We start from the raw sequence: 26,526 nt of genomic DNA, 5'->3' as shown, positions 1-26,526 counted from the left end.
GCTTTGCCGGTGGCGCCTTCGACCAAGCCAGGAGGAGCATATCTTTTTGCGCGGCCAAAATCATAGATTTGGCCATCTCTTAAGGAGCGCGGATGAGACAACCAGTAAGCATTCCGCTACCGGACGGCAGTTCACTAACGGCGACGATGGCACTACCGAAAGGGACCGCGCCCGCGGCCGGATGGCCGGGGATGGTGGTCGTGCACGAAATTTACGGCGTCGAACCGGACATGTTTGATGTAGTAGACCTATTCGCCGCACATGGCTACGCGGCAGTCTTGCCTGATTTGTACAGCCACGGCACCAGGATCGGGTGCCTGACCCGAGCCATGCACCAACTCGCGACCGGAAAACCGGGCCGCCCGGCCGCCGACATCGACGCGACTCGGCGATGGCTGGCCGACCGCGAGGACGTCGACGGCGGCCGGCTCGGGGTGATCGGATTCTGCATGGGCGGTGGATTCGCCCTCGCGTACGCGGCGAGCGAGCCGCCCGGCGTGCGAGCCGTATCGGCGAACTACGGCGCGGTCCCCCGCGACCAGGAAGAGCTGCGGTCGGTGTGCCCGGTCGTGGGTTCCTATGGCGGTCGCGACCTGGGCTTCCGGTCGCACGGTGCGCGGCTGCAGGAGCACATGCGGACGCTCGGCGTCGAGCACGATGTGGAGATCTATCCGGCTGCCGGGCATTCCTTCATGACCGACGGTCATCACCCGGTCGCGAAACTCGCGCTTTTCCCGCTGCGTCATGGCCTCGTCCGGCCGGCAGCGGACGACGCATGGCAGCGCACCTTCGCCTTCCTCGACAAACACATCGCGGCCCACGAGTAAGTCGCAACCTGGGAGCCGCCTTCGGGATAGAGGAGATTGTCAGCACCTCGAAAACGAAGGAAGCACCCATGAAGGGACACACCACCCCATGGTTACGGCGAGAGTGGTGAGTCAACCTACGGAGAAGCTCGGCGACCTGGAAGTGGTTGCCGCCTCTCTGGAAGCCCCTGAGGCCTTCGGCGAATTGTTCCGCCGCCACGCCCCACGACTCCATGCCTACATCAAGCGGCGTCTCGGACTCGCTCTCGCCGATGACGTCGTGGCGGAGGCGTTCGCCACCGCGTTCCGGCAGCGGGCGCGGTTCGACGGGCGAGCGGAGTTCGGCGCGTGGCTGTGGGGCATCGCCAGCAATGTGATCGCCAAGCACCATCGGCAGGAAACCCGCATGTACAAGGCGTTCGCCCGAACGGGCGTGGACCCCGCGGAGGACGGCCTCGCCGAGCTGGTCAGCGATCGGGTGGCCGCCGCGGCGCACGGCCCTCGTCTGGCGAAGGCACTCGCCTCGCTGAGCGCCCAGGACCGCAGCGCCGTTCTGCTGCTCGCCTGGGGCGAGCTGTCGTACGCCGAGATCGCCGCGACTTTGGATCTGCCCCTCGGCACCGTCAAAGCCAAGATTCACCGGGCCCGGATAAAGCTCCGTAATGCCCTCCCCGGGGAGAAGAACGATGGATGAGATCGACGCCCTACGGCAGGTACGCACGACACTGGCCCGTCAGGAGAACCCGGACCGGCTCGCCCTGCGAACCAACTGGCGCTCCGGCCCTCCGCCGCGCACCCGCCGCGGCTTCAGGGTTCCGATGCTGAGCATGGTGGCGACGGCCGCTCTGGTCGCGGGGACCGTGGCCATCATCTCTCTGACCTCGGACAGGGACCAGCCTGCCCATGAGGTTCTGCACGAGCCGGGCAACGCACTGCTGGTTGCCGCCACCAACGTGCGGAAGGGGAAGATCGGCACATACTGGCACACCACCCGCCTCGCCGGGAAGATCTACGCGGTCGGCGAGAGCGCGGCGGACCACTACAAGGTCGAGGCGAGGATGCGGTACGACCTTTGGACCGATCGCGGCGGCAAGTCGTGCTTCACCCACCAGGACCTGCCCGCCCGCCCATGGACCGCCGACGACAAGCGGAAATGGCAGCGGGCGGGAGCGCCCATGAAGGTGTCGTTCCCCACCGAGGTAGGGACCGGCACCCTGTTCTTGGAAGCCACGAAGAGGGAGCAAACGTGCCGCGAGAACAGTGATCAACGGTTCTTCGGCATGACCCCCGAACAGGTTGCCGCGCTGCCGACCCAGCCCGAGCAACTGGAGAACGCCCTGCTGAACCTCGACGGCAACTGGGAGGCGTACGCTCCGACGGCCACGAAACAGCCGATACGGGCCCTGCGGGGTGACAAGCGCGTCCGGGCGCTGAGTGACGTGGCCGGCACCCTGCTGGCCGGGGCACCCGCACCTCCGGAGGTACGGGCGGCCGCGTTCCGGATGCTCGCCACCCTGCCCGGCGTCAAGGTCGAGGGTGAGACGACCGACTCTCTGGGCCGTCCCGGAGTGGTCATCTCCTTGCCGGTGGAGACGACCGTTCCCCTCGGCCTCTACACCGCGCCCAAGCAGCTCGGCACGTACCGCCGCCAGTGGATCATCAACCCCGGCAACGGAACGCTGCTGGCCATGCGGGACGTCGTGGCGACGCCGCCGCATGGCTCCCGGAGACTCCCTTCGGGGGACGACGGCAAGCCGCGTCGCCTGACGGTCGGGACCCAGCCTGACCGGTTCCACAAGCCCGGCGAAGTGTCCGAGTACGAGACGTACGAGGTCGCGGAGTGGACCGACACGGCGCCGAACTGACCTATCCGGACCCAGCGTGGATCAACCGGATGATCGCCTGGCTCATCCGGGCGTAGTCATGGTCGTTGACCAGCTCGCCGCGGATGCTGAAGTCGCTCATCACCGTGATCCGGTCGGCGAGGGTGACGATCTCCGGCAGGTCCGACGAGATCAGCAGCAGGCCCAGCCCGGAGCCGGCCAGTTCGGCGATCAGCTCGTGGAAGGCCGCCTTGGTACGTACGTCGATGCCGACGGTCGGCTCGTCCACGATCAGGATCTCGCAGCGCGCGGCCAGCCACTTCGCGAGGCTCACCTTCTGCTGGTTGCCCCCGGAGAGCTGGCCGGCGAGCTGGCGTACCGAGGAGGCCCGGATGCCGAGCCGGTCGGCATACTCCTCGGAGAGCCGCCGCTCCGCCCGGTCGGTCACCAGCCCGGCGCGGGCGATGCTCCGCCACACGGTCACGCCGATGTTGCGGGTGATCGGCTGGTCGAGGAAGAGCCCTTCTTCCTTCCTGTTCTCCGTCACGTAACCGATCCGGTAGCGCCGCAGCGCCTCGCCGACGTCGCGAATGCGCACCGGGCGGCCCTGTACCTCCACCGTGCCCGACGTGATCCGGTCCAGCCCGAGCAGCGCCTTGGCCAGCTCGCTGCGGCCGGCACCCACCAGGCCGTACAGCCCGAGGATCTCGCCGGGGCGTACGGACAGGGAGATGTCGCGGTGGCCCCGCGCGGTGCTCACCCCGCGCAGGCGCAGCGCCGCCGGCGTCTCGGGGTCGATCTGTCGCTCGGGGAGGCGCACCGAGGCGTACGCGCGCCCGACCATCAGATCGACGATCCGGTCCTGCGTGTAGTCCGCCAGCGGCTCGGCCTCGGCGACGGTACGCCCGTCGCGGAGCACGGTCACCGTGTCGGCGACGGCGAAGACCTCCTCCAGCTTGTGGCTGACCAGCACGACGGCGTGGCCGCTGTCGCGCAGCTTGCGGACGATCGCGTAGAGCCGGTCGGCCTCGTCGCCGGTGAGCGACGCGGTCGGCTCGTCGAGCAGCAGCACCTTGCTGTCGATGCTGAGCGCCTTGGCGATCTCGACGAGTTGGGCCTGCGCGACGGAGAGCCCGGAGACCGGGGTGTCCGGATCGAGGTCGAGGTCGAGCAGGTCCAGGCAGCGCCGGGCCTCGGCCCGCATCAGGGCGCGGTCGACCAGTCCGAAGCGCCGTGGCAGGTGGTGCAGCACGATGTTCTCGGCGATGGAGAACTGGGGGATCAGGTTGCGTTCCTGGTGCACCACGCCGATCCCGGCCCGCTGGGCGTCCAGCGGACCGGTCAGGTGCAATTCGGTGTCGCCGAGCAGCACTTGACCGCCGTCCGGCTGGTACACCCCGGTCAAGATCTTGATCAGGGTGCTCTTGCCCGCGCCGTTCTCGCCGAGCAGCGCGTGCACGCTGCCCGTGGTGAGGCGCAGGGTGGCGCCGTCCAGCGCGCGTACCCCCGGGAATGTCTTGACCAGGCCCTCAGCGGTGAGGATCACGACGACCTCCGCAACAGTCTCTGCCGGACAGTGCCGAGCAGCACCGCGCCGAGGACGACCGCGCCGACGATCAGGTCGATCCAGCGCGGGTTGATGCCGAACTGGGCCTGCATGACGTCCACCAGCCGGACCAGGAACGCCGCGAGGCAGGTACCGACGACGCTGACCACGCCGCCGGTGAGAGCGACCCCGCCGATGATCGGCGCGGCGAAGCTCGGTAGCAGCAGGTCGTCGCCGATGCTGGAGTTGACCGAGCCGGAGGCGGCCACCGTGATGATCGCGGCGACTCCGGCCAGCAGTCCGCTGAGCCCGTGCGCCACGATGATCGACCGGTCGTTGGAGACCCCGGACAGCCGCGCGGCGAAGGGACTCCCGCCGGTGGCGAGCAGTTGCCGGCCGGCGACCGTACGCGCGAAGAAGACCCCCACGAGCGCGGCCACGGCGAGTGCGACGAGGAAGACCACCGGCAGCCCGAGCACGGAGGCGCGACCGAAGTCCCGCAACCCAGACGAATAGCCCTGGAACGTGTCGGGGCCGTTCACCCCGTACCGGAGTCCCTCGATGATGGTCATGGTGGCGAGCGTGACGATGAAGCCGTTGATCCGGGTGAAGACGACGAGCAGCCCGTTGACCAGGCCGGCGGCGCCGCCGACGGCGAGTGCTCCGAGTACGGCCACCGGCGCCGGCAGCCCGGCGTCGATCATCAGCCAGGCCGCGACCATCGAGCAGAGCCCGGTGAGCGCGCCGACCGACAGGTTCATCTGGCCGATCGCGAGCACCACCATCTGGGACAACCCGATGATGATCGGGACGGCCAGGAACCGGAAGAACGCGCCCAGCGTGCCGCTGGAGAGCATGCCACCCCCGGTGGCGACGGCCAGCGCGACGAAACCGGCCGCCGCCAGCAGGGCGAGGGTGAACTCCGGGCGGCCGGCGATCACGCCGGCACGGCTGGTGCTCATGCCCGGGCCCCCCTTCGCTCGGCGACCACGTGACGCACCCGGTCCAGCGAGAGGGCGACCAGCAGCACCAGCCCGATGTAGAGCTTGAGCTCGTCGAGCTGGAACTGCAGCAGGTTCAGTCCCTTGTAGATGACCTGGGTGAGCGTCGCCCCGAGAACCGTGCCGAGGATGCTGACCGCGCCGCCGGCGAGCAGCGTGCCACCGAGCACCGGCCCCAGGAACGACGGCAGGAGAAACTGGTCCCCGATACCGGCCGAGAACGCCCCGTTGTTCGCCGCGAGCAGGAACCCGGCCAGCCCCGCGAGCAGCCCGCTGAGCGCGTGCGCCTGCACGACGCGGTTCTTGGTGGGAATGCCGGACAGCTCGGCGGCCTTCTCGTTCGAGCCCGTCATGAGGATCTCCCGGCCCAGCCGGGTATAGCGGAACAGCAACCCGACCGCGAGCGCCGCGGCCAGCGCCAGGGGCACGATCAGCGGAACGCGCGGGCCGCACACCTCGCCCACGCAGTAGTCGGCGAACGTGTCGTTGCGCAGCACCGTCATGCCCGCCGGCTGACCGCTGAAGGCGACCCCGTCGGTGAACCTCGTGTAGAGGATCGTGATCAGCCCCACCAGGGCGAAGTCCATCGCGAGCGTCACCACGAACGAGTTGACGCCGGTCCGCGAGATGATCAGACCGGCCAGCGCGCCGAGCAGCGTACCGACGGCGAGCCCGATCACCAGGCCGACCGGCAGCGGCACGGCGAGCCGGTCGTAGGCGAGCCCCATGGCGAAGGCGCTCATCGCCGCCATGCGGCCGACGGCCACGTTCATGTGCCCGAGGGAGAGGACCGCGAGCTGGGCGAGCCCGACGACCGCGTACACGCTGATGTCCGACTGCAACGGCACCAGCGTGAGCCCGGTGTCCAGGAACGCCGGCCGTAACGTGGTGAAGAGCGCGACCAGGCCGACGAGCAGTACGACCAGGCCGAGGCGGGGGTTGGCCCAGAGCGGGATGCGCGGCGGCCTGCGCGGTCCGGCCGGCGAGGTCTCCGATGGCGTCGCGGTCCGCGTGCTCACCGGACTCGCCGGTCGTCGATCGCGTCGCGGTCCCACTCGATGCCGAGCCCGGGGGCGGACGGAGCCAGCGCGTGCCCGTCCACGATCTCGATCTCGTGCCGGGTGATCGCCCGCAGTTGCGGGATGTGCTCCAGGTAACCGCTGTTGGGCACCGCGCAGCAGAGGCTGACGTGCAGCTCCATGAGGAAGTGCGGGCAGACCGGGACGTTGTACGCCTCGGCCAGGTGCGCGACCTTCAGCCAAGGGGTGATGCCGCCGATGCGGGCCACGTCGACCTGGACGATGCCGGCCGCCCGCCGGTGCAGGTACTCGCGGAACTGGGCCACCGAATACAGCGACTCACCGACGGCGACCGGGATCGAGCTCGCCGCGACCAGTGCCTCGTGCCCCGCGACGTCGTCGCCGGGCAGCGGCTCCTCGAACCAGTACGGGTCAGCCGGTTCGAGGAGCCGGGCCCGCCGGACGGCCTCGGCCGACGTGAGCGACTGGTTGGCGTCGAGCATCAGGTCGAAGTGGGGACCGACGGCCGCGCGCACGGCGGCCAGCCGCTCGGCGTCCTGCACGGGCGAACGGCCGATCTTCAGCTTCGCCCCGCGCCAGCCCGCGGCCTGGCTCGCCTTCGCGCCGGTGATCAGCTCTTCGGTGCTCAGGTGCAGCCAGCCGCCCTCGGTGTCGTACAGCGGGATGCGATCCTTCGCGCCCCCCGCGAGCATCCACAGCGGCCGGCCGGCGTCGCGGCAGCGCCAGTCCCACAGCGCCGTGTCCACGGCGGCGAGGGCCAGCGAGGTGATCGCGCCGACCGTGGTGGCCCGCGTCGCGGCGAACAGCTCCCGCCACACCGCCTCCACCCGGCTGGGGTCCGCGCCGACCAGCCGCGGCAACAGGTAGTCGCGCAGCAGGGCGAGCACGGCGGTGCCGCCGGTGCCGATCGTGTACGAATAGCCGGTCCCGGAGCCACCGTCATCGGTCTCGATCTCGACGAAGACGGTCTCCTGCTTGAGGAACGACTGGACTGCGTCGGTGCGTACCGTCTCGACCTCCAGATCGACAAGGTACGCCTCGACGTGACTGATCGCGGGCAACGAAGCTCCTAGCTCTTGCAGGTGAGGTACTGGCTGTCGAAGGCCTTGCGCAGCTCTTCGGTCTTCGCCTGCCGTTCGGCGTCGTAGCTGCCGACATTGGCCTTGGTGACGACGAAGGAGCCGGAGTCGACGGCCACTCCCGGCTTGCTCATCGTGCAGCCGCCGGCCAGCTTCATCAGCGCGTACGAGCCGACGGACGCCTGGCCGACCGGGTTCTGCAGCACCGTGCCGGCGACGGAGCCATCCCGGATGCCGGCCAGGATGGTCGCGTCGTCGTCGATCGCGATCACCTTGATCGGCAGCTTGGCCTGCTTGACACCGTCGGCGGAGGCGACCGCCGGGTTGTAGGCCGTGTTGACGATGCCCTGCATCTCGGTGCCCTTGGCGGCGAGCAGGTCGGCGACGGCCTTCTGCGCGCTCTGCAGGTCCTTGTCGACGTCGGTCACCGTCTGCAGGAGCTTGACCTTGCCACCGGTCTCATCGACCGCCTTCTGCACGCCGGCGATGCGGCGCTGGGTGTTGGAGTCGACCTTGTTGCCGGTCAGGTGCACCAGGTTGCCCTTGCCGTCCATGGCCTGGATCGCGGCCTGCGCGGCCTTGTACGCGGCCTGCTGGACATCGGTGGACAGGCAGAAGGCGGCCTTGTCGACGTCCCCGGCCGGGCACGAGCCGAGGGAGGCGGTCGGGTAGCCCTGGCGCGTGAGGTCCTCGAACGTGGCGTTGATGTTCTCCGGGGAGACCCCGAAGACGCCGAAGGCGTTGTAGCCCTGGGCGGCGAGCGACTTGAGGACGTCGTTCTGCTTGGTCTGATCCCAGTCGGAGGTCTCGTTGAAGGTGACGTCGCCCAGGCCCAGGTCGGTCTTCACCTCGGCGCCGGTCGCCTTCCATGGCTGGAAGTAGGGGTGTGCACCGCCCGGGACCAGGGCGATTTTGACCTGGTCGGGCTTCCGGGTGGTCGCGCCGGTTGCCGCGTCGTCGCTCTTCCTCGTGCAACCGGCCATGGTGCCGACGGCGAGCGCCAGGAGGGCAGCCACTCCGCCGATCCTGGTCAATGGTCTTTGCTTCATGACCGCGCCTCTCGCGACATCATCGATCCTATAGGATATTTCATGGATGTATAGCGACTGGTGATTGACCCCGTCAAGGGGCACTTTGGGGGTATTCAGGGGCCGGAAATCGTGCATCGTGCGTGATACGCTGCAGCGGAGTGGATGACGTCCAGCGGTGTGGGGAGCAGTGATGGCCAGAGATCGAGTCGGCGGCGCGGCCGGCAGCTCGGCGGAGTCGATGATCGCCCCGCTGCCCAGCCGCCAGTCCCTGACCGACGACGTCTACGAGGCGATCAAGACCCTGATCATGGATCATGTCATCGCCCCGCAAGCCCGGCTGAGCATCGACCAGCTGGCCCGCGACCTGCGCGTTTCGTCGACTCCGATCCGCGAGGCACTGATCCGGCTGGAGTCGGAGGGCCTGGCCCGGAAGGAGGCGCTGCGCGGCTACTCCACCACGCCGGTCCTGACGCCCGACGAGGTCAAGGAGCTGTTCGAGTTCCGTACGGTCATCGAGCCCTGGGCCGCGGCACGAGCCGCGCAGCGACGCGACGCCGCCAGTCTCGCCCGCCTCCAGGCCGAGGTGGACTCCGTCGACACGCTTCCGACCGGCGACACCTACCAGGCATACCGCGAACTGGCCGGCCACGACGAGCGCTTCCACCGGCAGATCGCCGAACTGTCCGGCAACGACCAACTCCTGCAGGCGTTCGTCCGGACAAACTGCCACCTGCACCTGTTCCGCCAGCGCTACAGCACGCGACTCGGGTCCGCCACCATCGCCGAGCACCAGGACATCGCCGCCGCCATCGCGGCCGGCGACGCCGAGCTCGCCCGGGCGGCGATGCTCACCCACCTGCGGCGAGCCCAGCAGCGCCTCACTTAGTGGAACAAATCATTCCGTTCTGCTAGACTGGCAGAGGTCAACGGCCCTTAACGCAAAGGACGAACCTCATGGCAACCAACCTGCCCGCCGTCCCCGAGGGATACCACACCGTTACCCCCTGGATCGTCACCAAGGACACCGCCGGCCTCCTCGACTTCATCAAGGACGCGTTCGACGCCGAAGAGCTCAGCCGTGTCGAGGTGGACGGCGGCGCGATCGGCCACGCCGAGGCGCGGATCGGCGACTCCATCGTGATGATGTTCGACTCGCCGTTCCCGATCGAGACCCCGGGACTGCTGCGACTCTACGTGGCCGACGCGGACGCGGTTGTCGAACGCGCGGTGCAAGCCGGGGCCAGCGTCATCACCCAGCCAACTGAGCTGTTCTGGGGCGACAAGGTCGGCCGCGTACGCGACCCGCTGGGCAACATCTGGTGGCTCCAGGAACGCGTCGCCGACCTGACCCCGGAACAGATCGGCGAACGGGCCGGCGACCCGAAGTACACCGAGGCCATGACCTACGTCCAGTCAACCCTCGGCCCGGCCCTTCGCGCGCCCCAGTAGCGGCCGTACAGCACGTCTCACCGCGGGTGGGTGACTGGAGCCACGGTGAGCAGGTGGTCCAGGCCTTTGAAGTCCTTGGGGTTGCAGGTGTAGAGGGGCAGCCGGTTCGCGATGGCCACACAGGCGATCATCAGGTCCGCTGTTCGGGGGCGGGGTTTGCGGCCTGAGGCGATGACGGCGGTCCACAACTGGCCGTACTCACGGGCGGCTGTGTCGTCGAAGGGCAGGGGGTCGAATTCGGCCTCGGCCGTCTGCAGGATCTTCATGCGCTGGGCGAGTTCTTGTGGTTCCGTCGCTACCAGCACGCCGACCGACAGCTCCGCCGTGGTGATGGCGCTGATCATCATCTCCTCGGGTAGTTCGTCGGGGTCGATTCCGGCGCGCAAGATGAGGATGTTGGTGTCGAGCAGGCCTTGAGCGTGGGTCATCCCTCGTCCTCTGCGGACTCGCCTCTGCCGAAGGCGCGGTCGTAGGGGTCGTAGAGATCGTCGTTCACGTGGCGATCCATGTCCTCGCGATATTTCCGGTCGTCCAGCCGCGGCATGCCGCGGGATACGGCGGCGAACTCGGCCCGCGAGACGGCTCGGCGCCGACGGCGGAGAGGGATCAGGTCGCCGATGTGATGGCCGTTACGCGTAACGGCGTATCGCTCGCCACGTTCCAGGCCATCCATGATCTCCGCTGACCGGTTACGCAGGTCTCGCTGGGAGATCTCGTGAGAGTGGTCGGGTTCAGGAGTGCTCACCCATCGAGCTTACAATGGCGTGCTATTTGGTGCTACTGAGTGGCACATATCGTGCAGCAATGCCGGCGTCTGTGTCAGGTTTGTGGATGTTGTGCAAATAGCGTGAAGCTATCGATCAAGGTGTGGTGTGGCCGCTCGCTGGGGCATCACACTGCACGTCATGGTGTTCTCCGCGAGGAAGGCTCCTCGTTGGTGGAGGGTGCCGGCCCTCATGACATTTACCGGCTGGCTGTTCCTGGCTGCCACCTACTACCTGTTCATCCCGGCCTTTCACGCGATTGGGCGGTTCATCTGGCTGGTGATCGGTTTCGGGTGGGTGTGGGCGGCTCTGTGGACCTTCACCGCCGTGATCGCGTACATCTCCATCGCGTCGTACGTCCGAGCCTTCGCCGGGTTGGTTCTCGCGGTTGTCATCGGCACCTTTCTGTGGAACACCGACTGGCCCATCGCCAGCGTGAAGAGCATGATCTGGCTTCGTCGAGGGGCCTTCGCCGAAGTCGCCGCCGCCTATGAGAGGGATCAGCCTGTCGCGGTGCCCGCGTGGATGAGCTCTCTGGCCGTGGACGGAGAGGTGCAAGCCCAAGAGAACGGGCTCTACTTCCCGGTGTTCGTGGATCCGTGGCGGGCTGAAAGTGGTGTCGGGTTCGCATACATTCCGGGTACGGCAGATTCGCGAAGGCTGCTCCAAACGGCGGCCGGCGATCTCGGTGCCCCGACTCGGGATCTCGGTAACGGCTGGTGGTGGATCGAGTGAGGCTCAGACGCTGTGCAAGGTAGCGTCGGGGTCATGCGGCTTCATGTGGGATGCGCGATGTGGACGCACGTGCCATGGCAGGGGCGCTTTCTGCCTCATCCGCTTCCGCCCGGGGAACGCCTGCGCGCCTATGCGAGCTGGTGTAACGCGGTTGAGGGCAATACGACGTTCTACGCGACACCGGCGAGGAGCACGGTGGAGTCGTGGGCCCGGCAGACCGCGCCCGATTTCCGGTTCGTGGTCAAGTTGCCCAAGTCGATCACGCATGAGCGCCGCCTTACCGGTATTGATGAGGAACTCCGGTCGTTCCTGGAGGCGGTTGAGCCGCTCGAATCGCGAGCTCACGCGCTCTGGGTCCAATTGCCGGGGTCGTTCGGTCCGACCGAGCTCGGCACCCTGGCGGCCTTTCTTCGGCAGCTTCCCCGCTCCTACAGGTACGCCGTCGAAGTTCGGCACCGTGCGTTCTTCGATGACGCGCGATCCGTACGGCTGCTCGAAAGCGTTCTCGCCCGCGCTGAGGCCGAATGGGTGCCGTTCGACACCACCACCCTCTTCCAGAGCCCCCCGACCAGCGACGCCGAACGAGATGCGTGGACGAAGAAACCGCGCGTGCCCCGCCGGTCGTCCGCACTCACAGACCGTCCGATCGTTCGCTACCTCGGCAGGGACGCCACGGAGCGTACGGTCGAGGGCTGGCGGCAATGGGTCGGTACGGTTGTCGAATGGCTGCGCGAAGGGCGCTCGCCGACCGTGTTCGTGCATACCCCGGACAACGCCGACGCCCTCATGCTCGCCCGGCGGTTCCACGATGAGGTGCGGAGCCGGCTGCCCGAGATCGAGCCGCTGCCTGAGCCCCTGCCGAACGAGCCGCTGACCCTCTTCTGACGGGCTATTTGCGGATCTTTGTCCAGATCAACTACGGTCCTTGACCACTGTCAGCATTCATGTGCGGAGTGATCAAGTGAAGAAGTGTAAGACGGGAACCAGCATCGCCCTCACCATGGCAGCGACCGTGGGCGCCCTGCAGTTCACCGCTCTGACACCGGCCTACGCGTCCCCCACCCCCTCCCCGAGCGCCACCGCGTCCCCCACACCGTCCCCGACTGCCAAGGGGCTCTTCACGCCCCCGCGCTACCAGCTCTCGCTCAAGGGGCAGCGGCAGCAGACGAACTATTACTGCGTGCCCGCCTCGTCGTCGATGAGCCTGTCGAGCTTCGGCGTCAGCGTCAGCCAGGCGACCCTGGCCAAGAAGATGAAGACCACGACGTCGGGTACCAAGGGTGCGAACGCCGTGCCGGTCATCAATGCCTACGTCAAGTCGCGCGGCTACAAGTACACGATCCCCACCGACGCGGACGGGAACCCCGGAGTGCTCATGAGCCGGGTGTCGGGGAACATCGGCGACCTGCACCGAGCGCCGGTGATCGCCGTGTGGATGGAGCAACTGCCCTGGAACAAGGGCAAGGTCAAGGGCGCCAAGATCGGCCATGCGATCATCGCCTACGGCTACGACAGGACCAAGGGCACGATCACCGTGTACGACCCGTGGAAGCCGACGGGCGGCTCCCACACCCTCAGCGCCTCGGCCCTGGCCAAGGTTATCCAGCCGGGCGGCAACATGTACTACGTATCCAAGCTCTGAGTTGAGCGGGCGGGCATCGCCGCGGTCCGGCAAGCGGACCGCGGCGATATGGCTCAGCCTGTGTAGTCGGTGGTATGGGTGTCGCCGGTCGGCCACAAGTACTTGCCGTTGTCGGCGGTCGAAAAGGCGGTGTTGCCGTCGCCTGTACGTGCCTGGATGAGATTGTTGCGCCAGGTGGAGCCGCGAGCCGATCCGCCCCAGATGTTGCCGTACAGAAAGCCGTACAACTGATCGAGTTCGGCCGAGAAGACGTTGCCGGTGACGGTGATGTTGGTCGCGTTGTTCACGTCGCCGATGTGCAGGGCATAACCCCAGCCGGACACATAGTTGTTCGTGACCGAGATGTTGTCGTAGACGCCGCTGCCCTGCATGGCCAGAGCATTGGTATTGCCCAAGGAGGCCAGGGTGTTGTGGTCGACGATCATGGGACCGCCATTGCCTTCACTCTGCGGGCCGATGCCGTCATGGTGATAGACGTCATGTGACGTATCAGCCATGTCATGAATGTAATTGTTCGTCCAGGTCGACGGGCGTCCCGGGAAACCCGTCACCATCTCCAGGCCCGCATTTCCCCAGATGTCGTTGTGGTCCATGACCGCGACGGCTTCCTTCATCGTCGTGGCCAACTGCCACGATTTGTCGAAAGGCGTGCCCGGCGTGGTATGGGATGACGAGACGGTGCCGTCGTTGCCAGGAGGCATCGAATAGGAGCTGGGCTTGAGCGTCGAATACAGGAACTTGACGTTGGTGTCCGAGTAGATCTGAATGAGATTGTCATTCGGATCGGTGCCCTCGAACAAGCAGCCGACGAACGTAAGATTATCGCCGTAGATAATCACCTTCAGCGCCAGGAAACGCGTGAAGGAGATGACGCTGTTGTCGGGATAGCGCAGCGTCAATGGCTTGCTGGCACTCATGTTCGCGGCATAGTCGGTGAGCTTGCCCGGGTACGCGCCCAGGCCCAGTCCACCGGCGTTGGCCGGAGTGTTGGCATAGCCGGTGTTCGAGAAGTCCGGCCAATACCCGGAACCGTCGTTGGGCCGTGCGTCGACGGCCGCGACGCTCTTGGCCGGTACGGATACGCGAGATTCGGCGCCGGCGGTGGAGGCGGATGCCATCAGCGCGAAAGCGGCCGCGACGGCGACGGTCGCGCGGATGAGAGGAGAACGGCGGAGTTTGGATAAGGCTCCGCGAGATGATGTCTTGATGTCGTGCTCCGATGTGGTCAAGACTCTCGTGCGGCTCAGGAGTGGCCACGCGTGACCGGGACGTTATCAATCTTCACAAGAGCCGTCAATAATCGCGCTCTGCGACTAGTCAACCCCCTGCGGTAACGCCGCTTTCCCCTGCGCTATATGGATTTCACCCACGAACGAGCCTTGTTGATGGGCATGGCGAGCTCGTCCTGCACCAGGCGTACGGCTTCGTCTTCGTCGCCGCGCACCTTGAGCTGGCGAACGCGACCGGTGATGTCCATGGCACGCATCGGATCCGTGTACTTGTGTATGCGTCGTTGCCGCAGGACCCTGACCAGCTGCACCACCCAAACAATGATGAAGCCGATAAAGAGTCCGCCGAAGATGAGATGGATCGCCGTATCCAGCACGGTGTGATCATAAGATGGGCCGTCGGCTCCCAGGAGTTTCGGCGCGGGCATTCGCCCAGCTCACACCGAAGCTTTGCTTTTGATGGGGTCCGGGGTGACCGCCCGAGGTTCACCGTGCGGACGCCTGGCTGCCCCCGATGGGAGACTCCACCGTCATTTCGGCATGTCGACATGGTCGCGAGACGCTTTCAGGGAAGGACCCGCGCCCATGACGATCGCTCTTGACACCGGCCGCTACACCGTTGGCATGGCCACGAGCGCTGCCGACGTACAGGCCGCGCAACGGCTCCGGCACCAGGTCTTCGGCGAGGAGATGGGGGCGCGGCTCGACAGCCCGGTCTCCGGCCTCGACGTGGACAGATTCGACGCGTACTGCGACCACCTCCTGGTCCGCTACGACGACGAAGTGGTCGGTACGTACCGGCTGCTCCCCCCAGGGCGGATGGACCGGCTGTACGCCGACGCCGAGTTCGACCTGGCCAACCTCGCGCCCATCAGGAAGAACCTGGTCGAGGCGGGTCGCACCTGCGTGCATCCCGATCACCGAGGTGGCGCGGTGGTCGGCCTGATGTGGGCGGGCATCGCCCGCTACATGGTGAACGGCGGTCACAAGTGGCTGGCCGGTTGCTGCTCGGTCCCCCTCGATGACCGGGGCGTGCTCGCGGCCGGGGTCGTCGAACGGGTACCGCTGGGTCCGGTGGAGTACCGCGTAACGCCGCGCGACCCGTGGCGACGGGGCCGGGGCGTGGTTAGTTCGGACAGGTTCGTCCCGCCTGCTCTGCTCCGCGGCTACCTGCGGCTGGGCTCCTGGGTGTGCGGGGCGCCCGCGCATGACCGTGACTTCGGCACCGCCGACTTCTTCGTCCTGCTCTCGATGGACAACGTGAACGCCCGCTACCTGCGGTACTTCCTCGGAGAGCCGTTGTGAGCGGCACCCCTTTGGAGATCAACCCATGGCTCCGGATGGGCCCGTGCTCCCCCGCTGCCTGCGTGGACGCCCCGGCCGTCGCCGTCGGCCCCGTTCACCGGGTGGCGCGGCTCCTCGCGACGGTCCTCGTCCTGCTCGCGGGCCTCTCGATCTCCCTCGCGGCCTGCCGAGCCCGTACGGCGTGGCGGGCGGAGATCACGAAGACGTGGGCGAGATTGCTGCTGCGCGCGCTCGGCATCAGGGTCAAGACCACGGCCGGCGACGCGTACTTCGCGCAATCGCAGGTGTCCCCGGCCGCCCCGGGAGCGCTGCTCGTGGCCAACCACGTCTCCTGGCTCGACCCGCTGGTCATGGCGGCCACGGTGCCGTCGCGCCCGCTGGCCAAGCGGGAGATCGGTGAATGGCCGCTCATCCGTACGCTGGCGGCGGGCTCCGGCGCGCTGTTCATCGACAGGGAACGACTCTCCGCCCTCCCGTCGGCCGTCGCGACGGTCGCGAACGCCCTCAGAGCGGGCGACACGGTGGTCGCGTTCCCCGAGGGCACGACGTGGTGCGGGCGTGGGATGGGGGAGTTCCGCCCGGCCGTCTTCCAGGCGGCGATCGACGCGGGCGCCGAGGTGCGCCCGGCGGCGCTGCGCTACCGCGAGGGAGAGTCGACGTCGACCCGCGGCTGTTATGTCGGAGACGACTCGCTGCTCGCCTCCCTCCTGCGGGTGACCGCGACCCGGGGCCTGGTCGTCGAGGTGACCCTGTTCGCTCCCGTACGACTCACGCCCACCGGAAGGCGACATGAGGCCCGCGCCACGCTGGCCAGAATCGCCGAGGCGCACGTACGTAGCGGTGCCGTCGAGGCCTCTCCGCGCCGCCCGCCTGCAGTTCACCGACGCGTTCCAGCCCAATAAAACGCCACATATCGTACGGCCAGCATGGGCCGGCCCCACCCGCCGCACCTGGCCCGGCCCCCTCCAGGGAAACGCTCCTCCGGTTCACGGGGCTGGGCGCCGTGACGTGCGCATCCTTGACCCCGGCCACCCCCTGGTTGCCCGTCGTCAGCAGACCACGGGCAACCCGGGGCCGCTCTATCGAGCCAAGGACGTAAGAGCGTCGGGCTTGTTGGTGATGATGCCGTCCACCCCATAGGCGATGAGGCGGCGCATGATGTCGGGATCGTCCACCGTCCAGGCGAAGACCGCCATCCCCAGGCTGTGGACGCGCTGGACGTACTGCGCCGAGAGGTTGCCATACGGTGTGTTGATATGGCTGGCATAGGCCGCCAGCTTCGGTAGGTCCGCGACGGATGGTGTGCCGAGCAGGCCGATGGGCACCTCGGGCAGGTCGCGGTGGAATGTCCGCATCGATGCCCAGCTGAACGACTGCACGACCAGCCGGCCGGGGCTCAGCCACGAGGTGTTGCGCCGCAGCTCGTCGGCGATGCGGCCTTCGATGCCCGGGTAGAGCGCGGGTTCCTTGATCTCCAGGAGCAGGCTGAGTCCGCTGCCGTTCATCTCGTGCAGCGTCTCTTCGAGCGTCGGAACGGGCTCGCCGTCGTACTTGTCGGCGAACCACGACCCCGCGTCCAGCCTGCGGATCTCCGCGAGCGTGAAGTCCCCGACCCGCCAGGGCGCCCGGTCGGGGAAGATCCGCTCGGCGTCCGTGGTGCGGGACAGCGTCGTGTCGTGCATCAGGACCAGCTCGTGGTCCTTGGTCTCCTGCACGTCGAGTTCGAACGAGTCGGCTCCCAGCTTTCCGGCCAGTTGGAAGGCGGCGATGGTGTTCTCGGGCGCGTACGCGGAGGCTCCGCGATGCGCGACGGCGGTGATGTCGGAGGCTTCGCGATGGGGAGTGGTCGTCGACGGCGATACGGCGGAGGCTGTCGGGGTTACGGCGGCGAGGGCGGCGAAGGAGATGACGACGATTGCTCCGAGTGGGCGGAACATGGGGCTCCTCGGGCTTGGGGAAGCAGCCGGCAATCCAAACTTGACAACCACGTGTGACGCGAAGTTGAGGGAAGGGCAACTCGCTGATGCCGGGAGGATGAGCATTGGGACACCGGGCTATCTCGTCAGGCGTCCCCCGCCCACGACGTGCTCCTGAGGCTCCAGCACGGCTTCGGGCAGCCGTTCCGGAGCGGCATCGGCCGGGTCGACGACGCGGCCTGTACGGGATGCTGCGCGCCGACCGCCACACGTGGATGAGATCGGGGAGGGCGACGTCTCGTCGATGGCCACATGGAGTCCCGATCCCGGCAGGACCGCGATCGATGGGTATGTGGCCTCCAGCATCCGGCGCCTCTCGGGCCTGTACTGGATCTCGACCATGGTTGCCCTCCGTGAGCGGACAAGTACCTGTCGTAACGGAAGCCTTCCCGGCTCGGCGGTCCGCCACGCCTGCCGCCCCACTTTGGCGATCCCCTGTGTGCGGGCTGGTCGGCGTCGTCCCGCCCGCGCTGGAGGTGGTGATGCGAGGTAGACCCAGCACTACTGCCTGCCCGCCCACCAGCGGATACCGTCGATCGCGTGTTGACGAGGACCGCGCTGGAAGCGCTGACTCAGCGGCCGCCGGCCTTCCTGCGGTCCGCCTGGCCGTGGCGCTCATTGGCGTACCTGCTCGCCGGTGCGGTGCCGGGTCTCGTGGTCTTCGCCGTCGTGGCGAACGGGCTGCTCTTCCGTCTGCCTCTGGTGGTGATCGCTGTCGTGCTGGCCGTGGTGGTGCTGGGCAGGCCCCTGGTGGCCCGCTTCGAGCGGCTGCGGCTGAGACTGGTGGACAGTGCCCCGCTTCCGGAGACGACTGACCGGGTTAGGCGGGAGATGGTGCTGACCCTCGTCACGGTGTTCGGGCTGTGGTGGATCGACCTGGTGGTGGTCGGGTTCACCACCGGCGGGCCGGTCGTCCTGATCCTGTCTCCTGTCGTCCAGCCCGACCCGACCGGGCTCGTCGCCGGGGTGGCCGCGCTGGCGGGGGTGCTGCTGCTGCCGGTGGCCGCGTACACGATCACCGCCTGGGCCGGCGCCCGAGGTGCCATGGTCCGGGCGATGCTGGCCCCGCCCGAGCTGAACGAGGTGGTCAGGTCGCGCGCCCGGCTGGTCGACGCGTTCGAGGCCGAGCGCCGCAGGATCGAGCGCGACCTGCACGACGGCGCCCAGCAGCGGCTCGTCGCCCTGTCGATGACCCTCGGCCTGGCCCGGCTGGACCTCGCCGACGACGACCCGGCCGCCAAACTGGTCGAACGTGCGCACGACCAGGCCAAGCAGGCGCTGGCCGAGCTGCGCGAGCTGATCAGGGGCGTACACCCGCAGGTGCTGACGGACCGCGGCCTGCCCGCGGCCGTACGCGACCTGGCCGGCCGCTCACCCCTCCCCGTCAACGTGCACATCGACCTGACCCCCTACGCACGTGAACGTGAGAGACCGGCACCTGGGAGATCAGCGTCCGGGGGACCGAGGTCTGAGGGACGGCCGTCTGGGGGACCGACGTCTGGGGAGTCGGCGTCCGACGGATCGGCGTTCGGGGAGCCGTCACTTGAGAAACCGGTCAGGCTGCCTGTGGCCGTCGAGGCCACCGCCTACTACGTGGTCGCCGAGGCCCTCGCGAACGTCGCCAAGCACGCCCGGGCCACGAAGGTCACGATCAACGGTCACCTGGAGAAAGACAGGCTGGTCGTCGAGATCCACGACGACGGATGTGGCGGCGCCGACCCGGCCGGGGGGACCGGGCTCACCGGCCTGGCCGACAGGCTCGCCGTGGTCGGCGGGAGACTGTCTCTGTCCAGCCCGGTGGGCGGCCCGACCTTGATGCGAGTGGAGATCCCGTGCGCGTAGTGATCGCCGAGGACGCCGTCCTCCTGCGCGAGGGCCTGGCCGGGCTGCTCGAACGCTTCGGCCACACCGTCGCCGCCGCGGTAGGCGACGCGTCCGCGCTGGTCGAGGCCGTGACGGAGCACCGGCCCGACGCGGTGGTGACCGATGTGCGGATGCCGCCCGGGTTCGCGGACGAGGGCCTGCGGGCCGCGCTGGAGCTGCGCGGGAAGGACCCGGGGCTGGCCGTGCTGGTGCTCAGCCAGTACGTCGAGCAGACGTACGCGGCCGAGTTGCTCGACTCGGAAGGCGGGGCCGGCATCGGCTACCTGCTCAAGGATCGCATCGGTGACGTGCGCGAGTTCGTCGACGCGCTGGATCGGGTGGCGGCGGGTGGCACGGTCGTCGATCCCGAGGTGGTGCGCCAACTGCTGAGACGCCGCCGCGATCCCCTCCAGCGGCTAACCCCAAGGGAACAGGAGGTGCTAGCGCTGATCGCCGAGGGCCGCTCGAACGCCTCGGTCGCGCGGGAACTGTTCGTCACCGAGGCCGCCGTGGCCAAACACATCGCAGGCATCTTCACCAAGCTGGACCTGCCACCAGCCCCCGACAACCACCGCCGGGTACTGGCCGTACTGGCATATCTGCGGGGCTGATCGGGCCGCGACCCTCCACCTCCCGACCGAGCGCGCCAGCCCACTGGCCCACCGATCCGCCGCGAGCGCGTGCTGGACTTCGGTGTCGATCATGGCCGGAAAGTCCTATGCCAGGTCGCGTTCCTAAGTAGAGTTCTAGCAGCGTCCCGACATGAGATTCAGGATCGAGCGATGAACGAGCAGTGGCGGGAAATCGGCGACCGGGTCTACGTCCGGCGTCACAAGTCATTCGACATGAACGTCGGCCTGATCGTCGGAGACGGCCACTGCTTAGTGCTCGACACGCGCGTCTCCCACCGCGAGGCCACCGACCTGATCGAGGCGATCAGGCGGATCACCGCCAGCCCATGGACGGTCGTCAACACCCACTCCCACTTCGACCACTACTTCGGCAACGCGATGTTCCTGCCGGGCGAGATCTGGGGTCACTCCAGGTGCGCCGAGGAGATCGAGCTGCACGGCGAGCAGCAGCGGGCGACCTGGATCGAGCTCCTGCCCGGAGACCGGCGGGCGGAGCTGGAAGAGGTGGAGATCGTCCCACCTGACCACACGTTCACCTCCACGGCCACGCTCGACATCGGCGGCCGGGCCGTGCATCTGCGCCACTTCGGGCTCGGCCACAGCAGCAACGACATCGTCGCGCACGTACCCGACGCCGGGGTGGTGTTCGCCGGTGACCTGATCGAAGAGGGCGCGCCACCGGCCTTCGGCGACTCCTACCCGCTCGACTGGCCCGTCACGGTCGCCGCGATGCTGGCCGAGCTGCCCGAGCAGGTGATCGTGCCGGGGCACGGCGCGGTGGTCGATCGTGCGTTCGCCCTCGCCCAGCAGGCCGAGCTGGTCGCCGTGGCCGAGCTCGCCACGCGGGCGCACGTGGAGGGCCTGCGCGACCTCATCACCCGCTTCCCGTACCCGGAGGACGTCGCCAGGCAGGCCATCGAGCGGGCCTTCCTGCAGCTCGACAGCCAACTGGCGTAGCCAAAGCCGGGACAGCCGGCTGGCGTAGACGAGGCCTGGACAGCCGCGTTGCCTTCTTCTATATTGCATATTGCACTATAGAAGGAGGCATCATGGCACGACGCCATGACCTGGTGGGGCTGACAGTGCTCGCCATGCTCTCGGTACGTGCCAGCCATCCCTACGAGCTGCACCGCTTCATCATCGACACGCACAAGGACTACGTGACCGGGCTGCCGCGCAGCCTCTACCACGCGGTCGAACGGCTGGCCAAGGACGAGCTGATCGTGCCCGCGAAGACCGACCGCGAAGGCCGCCGACCCGAGCGGACGGTCTACGAGATCACCGACGACGGCCGCCAGGAGCTGGCGACAAGGCTGCGCAGGCTGGTGGAGCAGCCGGACCCCGACCGGCGCACGCTGGTGGCCGCCGTATCCCTGCTCGGCGCGCTGGAGGTGCCCGACGCCAAGCGGGCACTACGCACGCGTACGGCCTCCGTCGAGGGGACGATCAGCGGGATCGACGCGCACCGGCGGGCGATGGCCGACAGCGGCCTGCCGGAGATCCTCATGCTCGAACTCGAATGCGAGCAGGCTCTCTACACGGCCGAGCTGGCCTGGTTGCGCGACGTGCTCGACCGGCTGGACAAGGGCGAGCTCGACTGGACGGGCACGGTCAGGCAGTCGCTGATGGAGCAAGCGCTGGAAAGTTGAGTGGCCGCCGGGGTGCGCCAACACCCCAGCGGCCGGAAATCCGAACAAGGCGCCTGCCCTGTCCAGGACTCGCAGTCTCAGGATAGGCGCCGCGACGACAGGAGCTGTGCCATGTCCACTGAGATCAAGAACCTTCTCACCAGGCTCGCCGAAACCTGGAACGCCGGCGACGCCACGGCCTACGCCGAGCTGTTCACCGAGGACGCCGACTACATCACCTTCTTCGGCCTGCACCTCCAGGGCCGGGAGGCCATCGAGGTCACCCATCGGCAGCTCTTCCAGAGTCCCATCAAGCTGACCGGAGGCGGCGGCGAGCCGTTCATCAAGCCGCTGGGAGACGGCGTCGCACTGGTGATCTCCGGTGGCGGCTCCACCGTCGAAGGGCGGCCCGACCCGAGCCGCGATTCGATCGTCACCTTCACCGCCGTCAGCACGCCCGGCGGCTGGCGCTTCGCCTCGTTCCAGAACACCCGGGTGAGCCGGCCATGAAGCGAACACTGCTGGCCGAGGCGTCCGGGGTGGTCGAGGCGCCGCCCGAGCGGGTGCGCGAGGCACTGGTCAAGACCCTGCTGCCCGACGGCGTGCCGGGCGAGGGCCGGTTCACCGTCGAGGACCTGCCGGGCCACACCTTGACCGTCGAGGTCACCGACCGCTCGATCGCCTACCAGGGCGGCTGGTGGTATCGGGGCGAATGGTCGTATTCCAGGCACCCGCAGGGCACCCTCGTCGTCCACCAGGTCTACAACGTCGCCGAGCGGCTGCGCTGGGCCGTACCGCTGGCGAACCGGCTCTTCATCGGCTTCGACGACGCCACCCGCGAGGGGTTCGCCAAGGGGCTTGCCCAGATAGGAGAGGACTTGGGGTGCTCCGTGCACCTCGCCTAGGCTCCAGGCCATGAGTCTGGAATGGGCACCCCTGGACGAGGACGACGCCGGCCGACTCGCCGAGCTGGCCGCCGCGATCGAGGCCGAGGACCGGACCGGCGAGCACTTCAGCCTCGAAGACGTCATAGGACACCTGGCGAACCCGATGCTCGACCTGGCCGAGGGCACGCTCGCGGCCAGGGACGGGCAGCGGCTGATCGCGTACGGCTACCTGCCGGTCAAGCAGGTGCGTGACGGCGTGCACGCGATGTTCCTCCGCGCCGGAGTCCACCCCGCCTTCCGTGGGCGGGGACATGGCGGGCGAGTTCTCGACTGGGCGATCGAGGTGGCGCCGAAGCTGCATGAGCGGGCCTACCCCGGCAAAGGGCTGGAACTGCAGACCGGAGTCCTCCAGGAGAACACCGCGGCGGCGGAGCTGCTCGAACGCAAGGGCTTCGCCGCCACGCGCTGGTTCTCCCAGAGGCACCGCGACCTGTCGGGGGAGCCGCCCCAGGTGCGGGTGCCCGATGGGATCGACTTCGTCACGTACACGCCGGAATTCGAGGAGGCCGCCCGGCGGGTGCGCAACGAGTCGTTCCGCGACCACTGGGGCAGCGGGTTGCACACCGCGGAGAGCTGGCGGCACAACATCACCGGCAGCCACGGCTTCCAGCCCGAATCGTCCTTCGTGGCCCGCGCGGGGGACGAGGCGGTCGCCATCGTGATGACCCGTCACCACGAGGCGGCCACGGCCGCGACCGGTGTGCGTACGGCCTGGATCGACATCATCGGCACGCTGCGGGAGTGGCGCGGCAAGGGAGTGGCGGCCGGCCTGATCGCGCACGCGCTCGCCACGTTCAAGGAGCAGGGGTACGACCGGGCGGGCCTGAGCGTAGACGCCGACAACCCCACGGGAGCTGTCGGCGTCTACACCCGCGCCGGGTTCGAGGTCTACCAGCGCGCTACGGCGTACTCACTGACGATCATGCCAGCGTGATCTTGCCCTTCACCAGCTTGATCTTCTTAGAGGCGAGCGCACGCTTGGCCGGGCCGCGGACCACCTTGCCCGTGGTGGCGCTGAACTGGCTGCCGTGACACGGGCAATGGATCTTGCCGCCGCTGACGCTGGCCACCGTGCAGCCCTGGTGGGTGCATACGGCGCTGAAGCACTTGAAGACGCCCTTCTTCGGTTGGGTGATCACGTACTTGCCCTTAACGATCTTTCCCTTGCCGACCGGGATGCTCTTGGCGCTGGCCAGAACCGGACCGGCGGCCTCCTCTTCCGCCTCGGCGGGTTGTGCCCACAGGAAAACGACTCCTGCTGCGCCTGCGGCGCCACCTCGGGTGATCAGTGCACGACGTGTGAGCATGATTGCCTCCTTCAACTATCCACACGCTGAGAAGTGGCTAGTGGTTCAGGGGAAATCTTGCGATAAATCCGCCCTCTTCGGCGATGAGCGTGCCGCCATGCAGCGATGCGATGTCCCGCGCGATCGGCAACCCGAGCCCGGCGCCGCCGACATCCCTGGCCCGCGCCTCGTCCAGCCTGGTGAAACGGTCGAACACCGCCTCCCGCTGCCCCTCCGGGATCCCTGGCCCGTCGTCGAGCACGCGGAGCACGGCCTGGCCGTCCTCCCCGTGCACCCGCACCTGTACGACCGTCGCGGCGTGCCGTACCGCGTTGTCGACCAAGTTGGTCACCAGGCGGGCCAGGTGCGCGCGCGACCCCTGGAAGACCACGTCGGGCTCGACGTCCAGCTCCATCCGCAGCTCCGGTCGCCGCTTGATGCGCACCGACTCCTCCGCCGCGACCTGGCCGAGATCGAGGTCGCCCGTACGCAGCGGCTCACCCGCGTCGAGCTTGGCCAGCAGGAGCAGGTCGGCCGCCAGCGACTGGAGACGGTCCACGTCGGCGAGCGCCTCGGCAGTCAGATCGCTCGGTTCGGCCAGCTCCAGCCGGGCCCGCAGCGTGGCGATCGGGCTGCGCAGCTCGTGCGCCGCGTCGGCGACGAACCGCTTGTGCGTCTCGACGGCCGTCTCCAGCCGGTCGAGCGTGCCGTTCACGGTGGTCGCCAGGGCGGCGATCTCGTCGCCCGACCGGGGTACGGGCACCCGCTGGTGCAGGTCGCGGGCCGTGATGTCGGCCACCTTGGCCCTGATGGCCGCGACCGGGGCGAGCGTGCGGCCGACCGAGAACCAGGTCATGCCCGCCACCACGAGCAGCAGCGCGGGCACGCCGGGCAGGAGGGCGCCGTTGAGCGTCGCCAGCGCCTGGTCGGCACCGGCGAGCGAGGCCCTGGCCCAGAGCATCCCCGATCCGCTGGACGTCGACACGGGCATGCCCGCGACGGCGAACGCGTCATCCTCCGCCCAGCTCCCCACCGGCATCGCCCGCGCGGCCGTGACCACGACATCCATATCGGCCATCCGCACCACACCATCCGAGTCGGCCGTCCGCCCGGTCAACATGTCGCCGTAGGTACGGACCTTGCCGGCCGTGGCGGGTTCGCCGCAGGTGCGGGCTGAGCCGGTCGCGGTGGGTTCGCCGGACGTACGGACCTTGCTGGTGGTGGGTCCGCCGCAGGTGTGGGCTGGGCTGGTCGTGGCAGGTTCACTGAATGTGCGCACCAGGCCGGTCGTGGTCTGGCCGGGTTCGACGCTCAGCGCGATGGTCTCCGCGTACGGCGCCGCGGCCACGGCCTTCCTGGCCGCCTCCTCGTCCGCGCTGCTCAGCAGACTGCCCCGCAACGCCATCACCAGCACGAGGGCCGCCAGTCCCAGCGCCACGGCCACCACCAGCGTCGCCGCCGCGGTCGCGCGCAGCCGCACGGACGCCAGCCCCATCGGCAGCCGCCCCGCGAGCCGCTCAGCGACCGATCCCGTCAGACGCTTCCACCGCGAAGCCACGCGATCCCGCCCCGAGGTTCGCCGAGCCCGCCCTAGAAGCCGGGCCCGCGCTGAGGCCAGATGAGCGCGCCGCGAGGTCATGTCGCCTCCAACCGGTACCCGGCGCCACGCACCGTCACCAAGGTCGTCCTGCCGAACGGTTGGTCGATCTTCCGGCGCAGCGCGCTGATATACACCTCAACGATGTTCGGATCGCCGTCATAAGCGAAGTCCCACGCCTGCGCCAGCAGCTCACTCTTGGACACCACCTCCCCGGCCCGCCGCGCCAGCCCATGGAGCACCGCGAACTCCTTCGGGGTCAGCGCGATCTGCACCTCCCCCCGGCGGCAGCGCAACCCGGCCGGATCGACGACCAGGTCGCCGACCGTGATCGTCACCGGCCGCTCGTGCCCGCCCCTCCGTACCAGCGCGCGCAGCCTGGCCAGCAGCACCACGTACGAGAACGGCTTGGCCAGGTAGTCGTCCGCGCCCGTGTCGAGCGCCTCGGCCTCGTCGTAGATGCCGTCCTTGGCGGTGAGCATCATGATCGGTGTCCAGTTGCCGGCCTCGCGTAATCGGGAGCACACCGTGTAGCCGTTCAGCCTGGGCAGCATCACGTCGAGCACGATCACGTCGTACGCGTTCTCCGAGGCCATCCAGAGCCCGTCGCGCCCGTCGTAGGCCACGTCGACGGCGAACCCCTCGCCGGCCAGGCCGCCCTTGACCAGATCGGCCAGCCGATGTTCGTCCTCCACCAGTAGCACTCGCACACCGGTCAGAGTGCCGCACATCACCTAAAGCCAACCTGAAGATCGTTTCGGCTGTCTTCAGGATCACTTCAGGTACGGCGGGCCAGGCTCGGGGCGTCCGATCGTTTCCAGCAAGGAGATTCCATGTTCAAGCGACGTCTCGCGGTACTCGGCGCGGTGGGCGTGCTCGTGCTCACGGCCCTGGGCGGATCCGCGATGGCCGACGAGGCCCCGTCGACGGCCCCGGGCACCAAGGTGACGTGTACGACGAGCGACGGTAAATCCATCGAGTTCGCGCGGGCGAGGGGGGGGGGGGGGGGGGGGGGGGGGGGGGGGGGGGCGGGGCGGGGGCCGGGGGGGGGGGGGGGGGGCCCCCCCCCCCCCCCCCCGGCGCCCGGGGCACCGGGGCCGGGGGGGGCGCGCGCGGGGGCGGGGGGGGCACGGGTGGGGGGGGCGCC

30 protein-coding genes are annotated in these 26,526 nt (G+C 68.4%); 17 read left to right on the top strand and 13 right to left on the bottom strand.

Features of this window, described 5'->3' with window-relative positions:
- Positions 1 to 92 precede the first annotated feature (92 nt).
- The 3 genes from ACGFNP_RS60205 (at position 93) to ACGFNP_RS60195 (ending at position 2,671) form a co-directional block, all read left to right on the top strand.
- A complete protein-coding gene (locus tag ACGFNP_RS60205; protein WP_358335170.1) occupies positions 93 to 827 on the top strand; it encodes a dienelactone hydrolase family protein in 735 nt (244 codons plus the stop codon).
- Between the two features lie 106 nt (positions 828 to 933).
- A complete protein-coding gene (locus ACGFNP_RS60200; RefSeq protein ID WP_393334108.1) occupies positions 934 to 1,500 on the top strand; it encodes an RNA polymerase sigma factor in 567 nt (188 codons plus the stop codon).
- Entirely contained in the window at positions 1,493 to 2,671 is a 1,179-nt protein-coding gene (locus ACGFNP_RS60195) for a CU044_5270 family protein (RefSeq protein WP_393334105.1), read from the top strand. Before ACGFNP_RS60200 ends, ACGFNP_RS60195 begins: the two co-directional genes overlap by 8 nt.
- 1 nt (position 2,672) lies before the next feature.
- Here ACGFNP_RS60195 and ACGFNP_RS60190 read toward each other — a convergent pair whose 3' ends face one another.
- From ACGFNP_RS60190 to ACGFNP_RS60170, 5 genes are read right to left on the bottom strand one after another with little or no spacing between them, the layout of a single operon-like run.
- Complete coding sequence (locus ACGFNP_RS60190) at positions 2,673 to 4,175, bottom strand: sugar ABC transporter ATP-binding protein (protein WP_393334102.1); 1,503 nt, start codon at positions 4,173 to 4,175, stop codon at positions 2,673 to 2,675.
- A complete protein-coding gene (locus ACGFNP_RS60185) occupies positions 4,172 to 5,137 on the bottom strand; it encodes an ABC transporter permease (RefSeq protein WP_393334099.1) in 966 nt (321 codons plus the stop codon). Before ACGFNP_RS60185 ends, ACGFNP_RS60190 begins: the two co-directional genes overlap by 4 nt.
- Positions 5,134 to 6,195 (bottom strand): ABC transporter permease, encoded by a 1,062-nt coding sequence (locus ACGFNP_RS60180; protein WP_393334096.1) that lies wholly within the window; start codon positions 6,193 to 6,195, stop codon positions 5,134 to 5,136. Before ACGFNP_RS60180 ends, ACGFNP_RS60185 begins: the two co-directional genes overlap by 4 nt.
- Positions 6,192 to 7,277, bottom strand: a complete 1,086-nt coding sequence (locus ACGFNP_RS60175) for a mandelate racemase/muconate lactonizing enzyme family protein (RefSeq protein WP_393334093.1) — start codon at positions 7,275 to 7,277, stop codon at positions 6,192 to 6,194. The genes ACGFNP_RS60180 and ACGFNP_RS60175 overlap by 4 nt, the downstream gene beginning before the upstream one ends.
- A gap of 8 nt (positions 7,278 to 7,285) precedes the next feature.
- On the bottom strand, positions 7,286 to 8,311 hold the full coding sequence (locus ACGFNP_RS60170; RefSeq protein WP_393334090.1) for a sugar ABC transporter substrate-binding protein: 1,026 nt from the start codon (positions 8,309 to 8,311) through the stop codon (positions 7,286 to 7,288).
- 205 nt (positions 8,312 to 8,516) lie between these two features.
- Here ACGFNP_RS60170 and ACGFNP_RS60165 point away from each other — a divergent pair, with 205 nt between their 5' ends.
- Both ACGFNP_RS60165 and ACGFNP_RS60160 read left to right on the top strand, forming a co-directional pair.
- Positions 8,517 to 9,212 (top strand): GntR family transcriptional regulator, encoded by a 696-nt coding sequence (locus ACGFNP_RS60165; protein ID WP_393334087.1) that lies wholly within the window; start codon positions 8,517 to 8,519, stop codon positions 9,210 to 9,212.
- A gap of 68 nt (positions 9,213 to 9,280) precedes the next feature.
- Complete coding sequence (locus tag ACGFNP_RS60160) at positions 9,281 to 9,775, top strand: VOC family protein (protein ID WP_393334085.1); 495 nt, start codon at positions 9,281 to 9,283, stop codon at positions 9,773 to 9,775.
- 17 nt (positions 9,776 to 9,792) lie between these two features.
- Here the strand turns inward: ACGFNP_RS60160 and ACGFNP_RS60155 are convergent, their stop codons facing one another.
- Both ACGFNP_RS60155 and ACGFNP_RS60150 read right to left on the bottom strand, forming a co-directional pair.
- A complete protein-coding gene (locus ACGFNP_RS60155) occupies positions 9,793 to 10,203 on the bottom strand; it encodes a type II toxin-antitoxin system VapC family toxin (protein WP_358335199.1) in 411 nt (136 codons plus the stop codon).
- Positions 10,200 to 10,520, bottom strand: coding sequence for a prevent-host-death protein (locus ACGFNP_RS60150; protein WP_358335202.1), 321 nt, complete (start codon positions 10,518 to 10,520; stop codon positions 10,200 to 10,202). Before ACGFNP_RS60150 ends, ACGFNP_RS60155 begins: the two co-directional genes overlap by 4 nt.
- 211 nt (positions 10,521 to 10,731) lie before the next feature.
- Between ACGFNP_RS60150 and ACGFNP_RS60145 the strand changes: the two genes are divergently transcribed.
- From ACGFNP_RS60145 to ACGFNP_RS60135, 3 genes are all read left to right on the top strand, one after another.
- The gene (locus ACGFNP_RS60145; RefSeq protein ID WP_393334080.1) at positions 10,732 to 11,274 is read left to right on the top strand and encodes a hypothetical protein; all 543 of its coding nucleotides are present in this window, start codon (positions 10,732 to 10,734) and stop codon (positions 11,272 to 11,274) included.
- Between the two features lie 33 nt (positions 11,275 to 11,307).
- The gene (locus ACGFNP_RS60140) at positions 11,308 to 12,159 is read left to right on the top strand and encodes a DUF72 domain-containing protein (RefSeq protein WP_393334077.1); all 852 of its coding nucleotides are present in this window, start codon (positions 11,308 to 11,310) and stop codon (positions 12,157 to 12,159) included.
- 115 nt (positions 12,160 to 12,274) lie between these two features.
- Positions 12,275 to 12,916: a C39 family peptidase gene (locus ACGFNP_RS60135; RefSeq protein ID WP_393334074.1), complete on the top strand. Its 642-nt coding sequence runs from the start codon at positions 12,275 to 12,277 to the stop codon at positions 12,914 to 12,916.
- A gap of 53 nt (positions 12,917 to 12,969) precedes the next feature.
- On the opposite strand, the gene ACGFNP_RS60130 is transcribed toward ACGFNP_RS60135, so the two are convergent.
- Positions 12,970 to 14,145: a hypothetical protein gene (locus tag ACGFNP_RS60130; protein WP_393334071.1), complete on the bottom strand. Its 1,176-nt coding sequence runs from the start codon at positions 14,143 to 14,145 to the stop codon at positions 12,970 to 12,972.
- 122 nt (positions 14,146 to 14,267) lie between these two features.
- Positions 14,268 to 14,522 carry a hypothetical protein gene (locus ACGFNP_RS60125; protein WP_219536981.1) on the bottom strand — a complete coding sequence of 85 codons (255 nt, stop codon included), beginning with the start codon at positions 14,520 to 14,522 and terminating at the stop codon, positions 14,268 to 14,270.
- A 208-nt stretch (positions 14,523 to 14,730) separates the two neighbouring features.
- On the opposite strand from ACGFNP_RS60125, the gene ACGFNP_RS60120 reads away from it, so the two are divergent.
- Both ACGFNP_RS60120 and ACGFNP_RS60115 read left to right on the top strand, forming a co-directional pair.
- Positions 14,731 to 15,450, top strand: a complete 720-nt coding sequence (locus tag ACGFNP_RS60120) for a GNAT family N-acyltransferase (RefSeq protein ID WP_358335214.1) — start codon at positions 14,731 to 14,733, stop codon at positions 15,448 to 15,450.
- Entirely contained in the window at positions 15,447 to 16,352 is a 906-nt protein-coding gene (locus ACGFNP_RS60115; protein ID WP_393334066.1) for a lysophospholipid acyltransferase family protein, read from the top strand. The genes ACGFNP_RS60120 and ACGFNP_RS60115 overlap by 4 nt, the downstream gene beginning before the upstream one ends.
- 177 nt (positions 16,353 to 16,529) lie before the next feature.
- Here ACGFNP_RS60115 and ACGFNP_RS60110 read toward each other — a convergent pair whose 3' ends face one another.
- Positions 16,530 to 17,387, bottom strand: coding sequence for a glycerophosphodiester phosphodiesterase (locus ACGFNP_RS60110; RefSeq protein WP_393334063.1), 858 nt, complete (start codon positions 17,385 to 17,387; stop codon positions 16,530 to 16,532).
- Between the two features lie 579 nt (positions 17,388 to 17,966).
- Between ACGFNP_RS60110 and ACGFNP_RS60105 the strand changes: the two genes are divergently transcribed.
- The 7 genes from ACGFNP_RS60105 to ACGFNP_RS60075 all read left to right on the top strand — a co-directional run bounded on the left by ACGFNP_RS60105 (position 17,967) and on the right by ACGFNP_RS60075 (position 23,430).
- Positions 17,967 to 19,268 carry a histidine kinase gene (locus tag ACGFNP_RS60105; protein WP_393334060.1) on the top strand — a complete coding sequence of 434 codons (1,302 nt, stop codon included), beginning with the start codon at positions 17,967 to 17,969 and terminating at the stop codon, positions 19,266 to 19,268.
- The gene (locus ACGFNP_RS60100) at positions 19,259 to 19,900 is read left to right on the top strand and encodes a response regulator transcription factor (RefSeq protein WP_358335226.1); all 642 of its coding nucleotides are present in this window, start codon (positions 19,259 to 19,261) and stop codon (positions 19,898 to 19,900) included. Before ACGFNP_RS60105 ends, ACGFNP_RS60100 begins: the two co-directional genes overlap by 10 nt.
- 171 nt (positions 19,901 to 20,071) lie before the next feature.
- Positions 20,072 to 20,878 (top strand): MBL fold metallo-hydrolase, encoded by an 807-nt coding sequence (locus ACGFNP_RS60095; protein ID WP_358335229.1) that lies wholly within the window; start codon positions 20,072 to 20,074, stop codon positions 20,876 to 20,878.
- 92 nt (positions 20,879 to 20,970) lie between these two features.
- Complete coding sequence (locus ACGFNP_RS60090; RefSeq protein WP_358335232.1) at positions 20,971 to 21,570, top strand: PadR family transcriptional regulator; 600 nt, start codon at positions 20,971 to 20,973, stop codon at positions 21,568 to 21,570.
- 111 nt (positions 21,571 to 21,681) lie between these two features.
- Positions 21,682 to 22,059, top strand: a complete 378-nt coding sequence (locus tag ACGFNP_RS60085) for an SgcJ/EcaC family oxidoreductase (protein ID WP_393334054.1) — start codon at positions 21,682 to 21,684, stop codon at positions 22,057 to 22,059.
- Complete coding sequence (locus tag ACGFNP_RS60080) at positions 22,056 to 22,454, top strand: hypothetical protein (RefSeq protein ID WP_393334051.1); 399 nt, start codon at positions 22,056 to 22,058, stop codon at positions 22,452 to 22,454. Before ACGFNP_RS60085 ends, ACGFNP_RS60080 begins: the two co-directional genes overlap by 4 nt.
- A gap of 10 nt (positions 22,455 to 22,464) precedes the next feature.
- Positions 22,465 to 23,430, top strand: a complete 966-nt coding sequence (locus ACGFNP_RS60075) for a GNAT family N-acetyltransferase (RefSeq protein WP_393334048.1) — start codon at positions 22,465 to 22,467, stop codon at positions 23,428 to 23,430.
- Here ACGFNP_RS60075 and ACGFNP_RS60070 read toward each other — a convergent pair.
- The 3 genes from ACGFNP_RS60070 to ACGFNP_RS60060 form a co-directional block, all read right to left on the bottom strand.
- Positions 23,417 to 23,803, bottom strand: a complete 387-nt coding sequence (locus ACGFNP_RS60070; protein WP_358335244.1) for a Rieske (2Fe-2S) protein — start codon at positions 23,801 to 23,803, stop codon at positions 23,417 to 23,419. The two genes, ACGFNP_RS60075 and ACGFNP_RS60070, sit on opposite strands and share 14 nt — an antisense overlap.
- A gap of 37 nt (positions 23,804 to 23,840) precedes the next feature.
- Positions 23,841 to 25,340, bottom strand: coding sequence for a sensor histidine kinase (locus ACGFNP_RS60065; protein WP_393334044.1), 1,500 nt, complete (start codon positions 25,338 to 25,340; stop codon positions 23,841 to 23,843).
- Between the two features lie 77 nt (positions 25,341 to 25,417).
- A complete protein-coding gene (locus ACGFNP_RS60060; RefSeq protein WP_358335250.1) occupies positions 25,418 to 26,089 on the bottom strand; it encodes a response regulator transcription factor in 672 nt (223 codons plus the stop codon).
- Between the last annotated feature and the right edge of the window lie 437 nt (positions 26,090 to 26,526).

Source organism: Nonomuraea sp. NPDC049269, assembly GCF_043197155.1.
Classification (GTDB): domain Bacteria; phylum Actinomycetota; class Actinomycetes; order Streptosporangiales; family Streptosporangiaceae; genus Nonomuraea.
Note: the sequence above shows the minus strand (reverse complement) of the source record. Positions and strands in the feature narration are given on the sequence as shown.

Coding starts and splice junctions, on each gene's coding strand:
- ACGFNP_RS60205 (WP_358335170.1), top strand. CDS start 93: ATGAGACAACCAGTAAGCATTCCGCTACCGGACGGCAGTTCACTAACG.
- ACGFNP_RS60195 (WP_393334105.1), top strand. CDS start 1,493: ATGGATGAGATCGACGCCCTACGGCAGGTACGCACGACACTGGCCCGT.
- ACGFNP_RS60185 (WP_393334099.1), bottom strand. CDS start 5,137: ATGAGCACCAGCCGTGCCGGCGTGATCGCCGGCCGCCCGGAGTTCACC.
- ACGFNP_RS60165 (WP_393334087.1), top strand. CDS start 8,517: ATGGCCAGAGATCGAGTCGGCGGCGCGGCCGGCAGCTCGGCGGAGTCG.
- ACGFNP_RS60160 (WP_393334085.1), top strand. CDS start 9,281: ATGGCAACCAACCTGCCCGCCGTCCCCGAGGGATACCACACCGTTACC.
- ACGFNP_RS60155 (WP_358335199.1), bottom strand. CDS start 10,203: ATGACCCACGCTCAAGGCCTGCTCGACACCAACATCCTCATCTTGCGC.
- ACGFNP_RS60145 (WP_393334080.1), top strand. CDS start 10,732: ATGACATTTACCGGCTGGCTGTTCCTGGCTGCCACCTACTACCTGTTC.
- ACGFNP_RS60140 (WP_393334077.1), top strand. CDS start 11,308: ATGCGGCTTCATGTGGGATGCGCGATGTGGACGCACGTGCCATGGCAG.
- ACGFNP_RS60135 (WP_393334074.1), top strand. CDS start 12,275: ATGGCAGCGACCGTGGGCGCCCTGCAGTTCACCGCTCTGACACCGGCC.
- ACGFNP_RS60120 (WP_358335214.1), top strand. CDS start 14,731: ATGACGATCGCTCTTGACACCGGCCGCTACACCGTTGGCATGGCCACG.
- ACGFNP_RS60110 (WP_393334063.1), bottom strand. CDS start 17,387: ATGTTCCGCCCACTCGGAGCAATCGTCGTCATCTCCTTCGCCGCCCTC.
- ACGFNP_RS60095 (WP_358335229.1), top strand. CDS start 20,072: ATGAACGAGCAGTGGCGGGAAATCGGCGACCGGGTCTACGTCCGGCGT.
- ACGFNP_RS60090 (WP_358335232.1), top strand. CDS start 20,971: ATGGCACGACGCCATGACCTGGTGGGGCTGACAGTGCTCGCCATGCTC.
- ACGFNP_RS60085 (WP_393334054.1), top strand. CDS start 21,682: ATGTCCACTGAGATCAAGAACCTTCTCACCAGGCTCGCCGAAACCTGG.
- ACGFNP_RS60080 (WP_393334051.1), top strand. CDS start 22,056: ATGAAGCGAACACTGCTGGCCGAGGCGTCCGGGGTGGTCGAGGCGCCG.
- ACGFNP_RS60075 (WP_393334048.1), top strand. CDS start 22,465: ATGAGTCTGGAATGGGCACCCCTGGACGAGGACGACGCCGGCCGACTC.
- ACGFNP_RS60070 (WP_358335244.1), bottom strand. CDS start 23,803: ATGCTCACACGTCGTGCACTGATCACCCGAGGTGGCGCCGCAGGCGCA.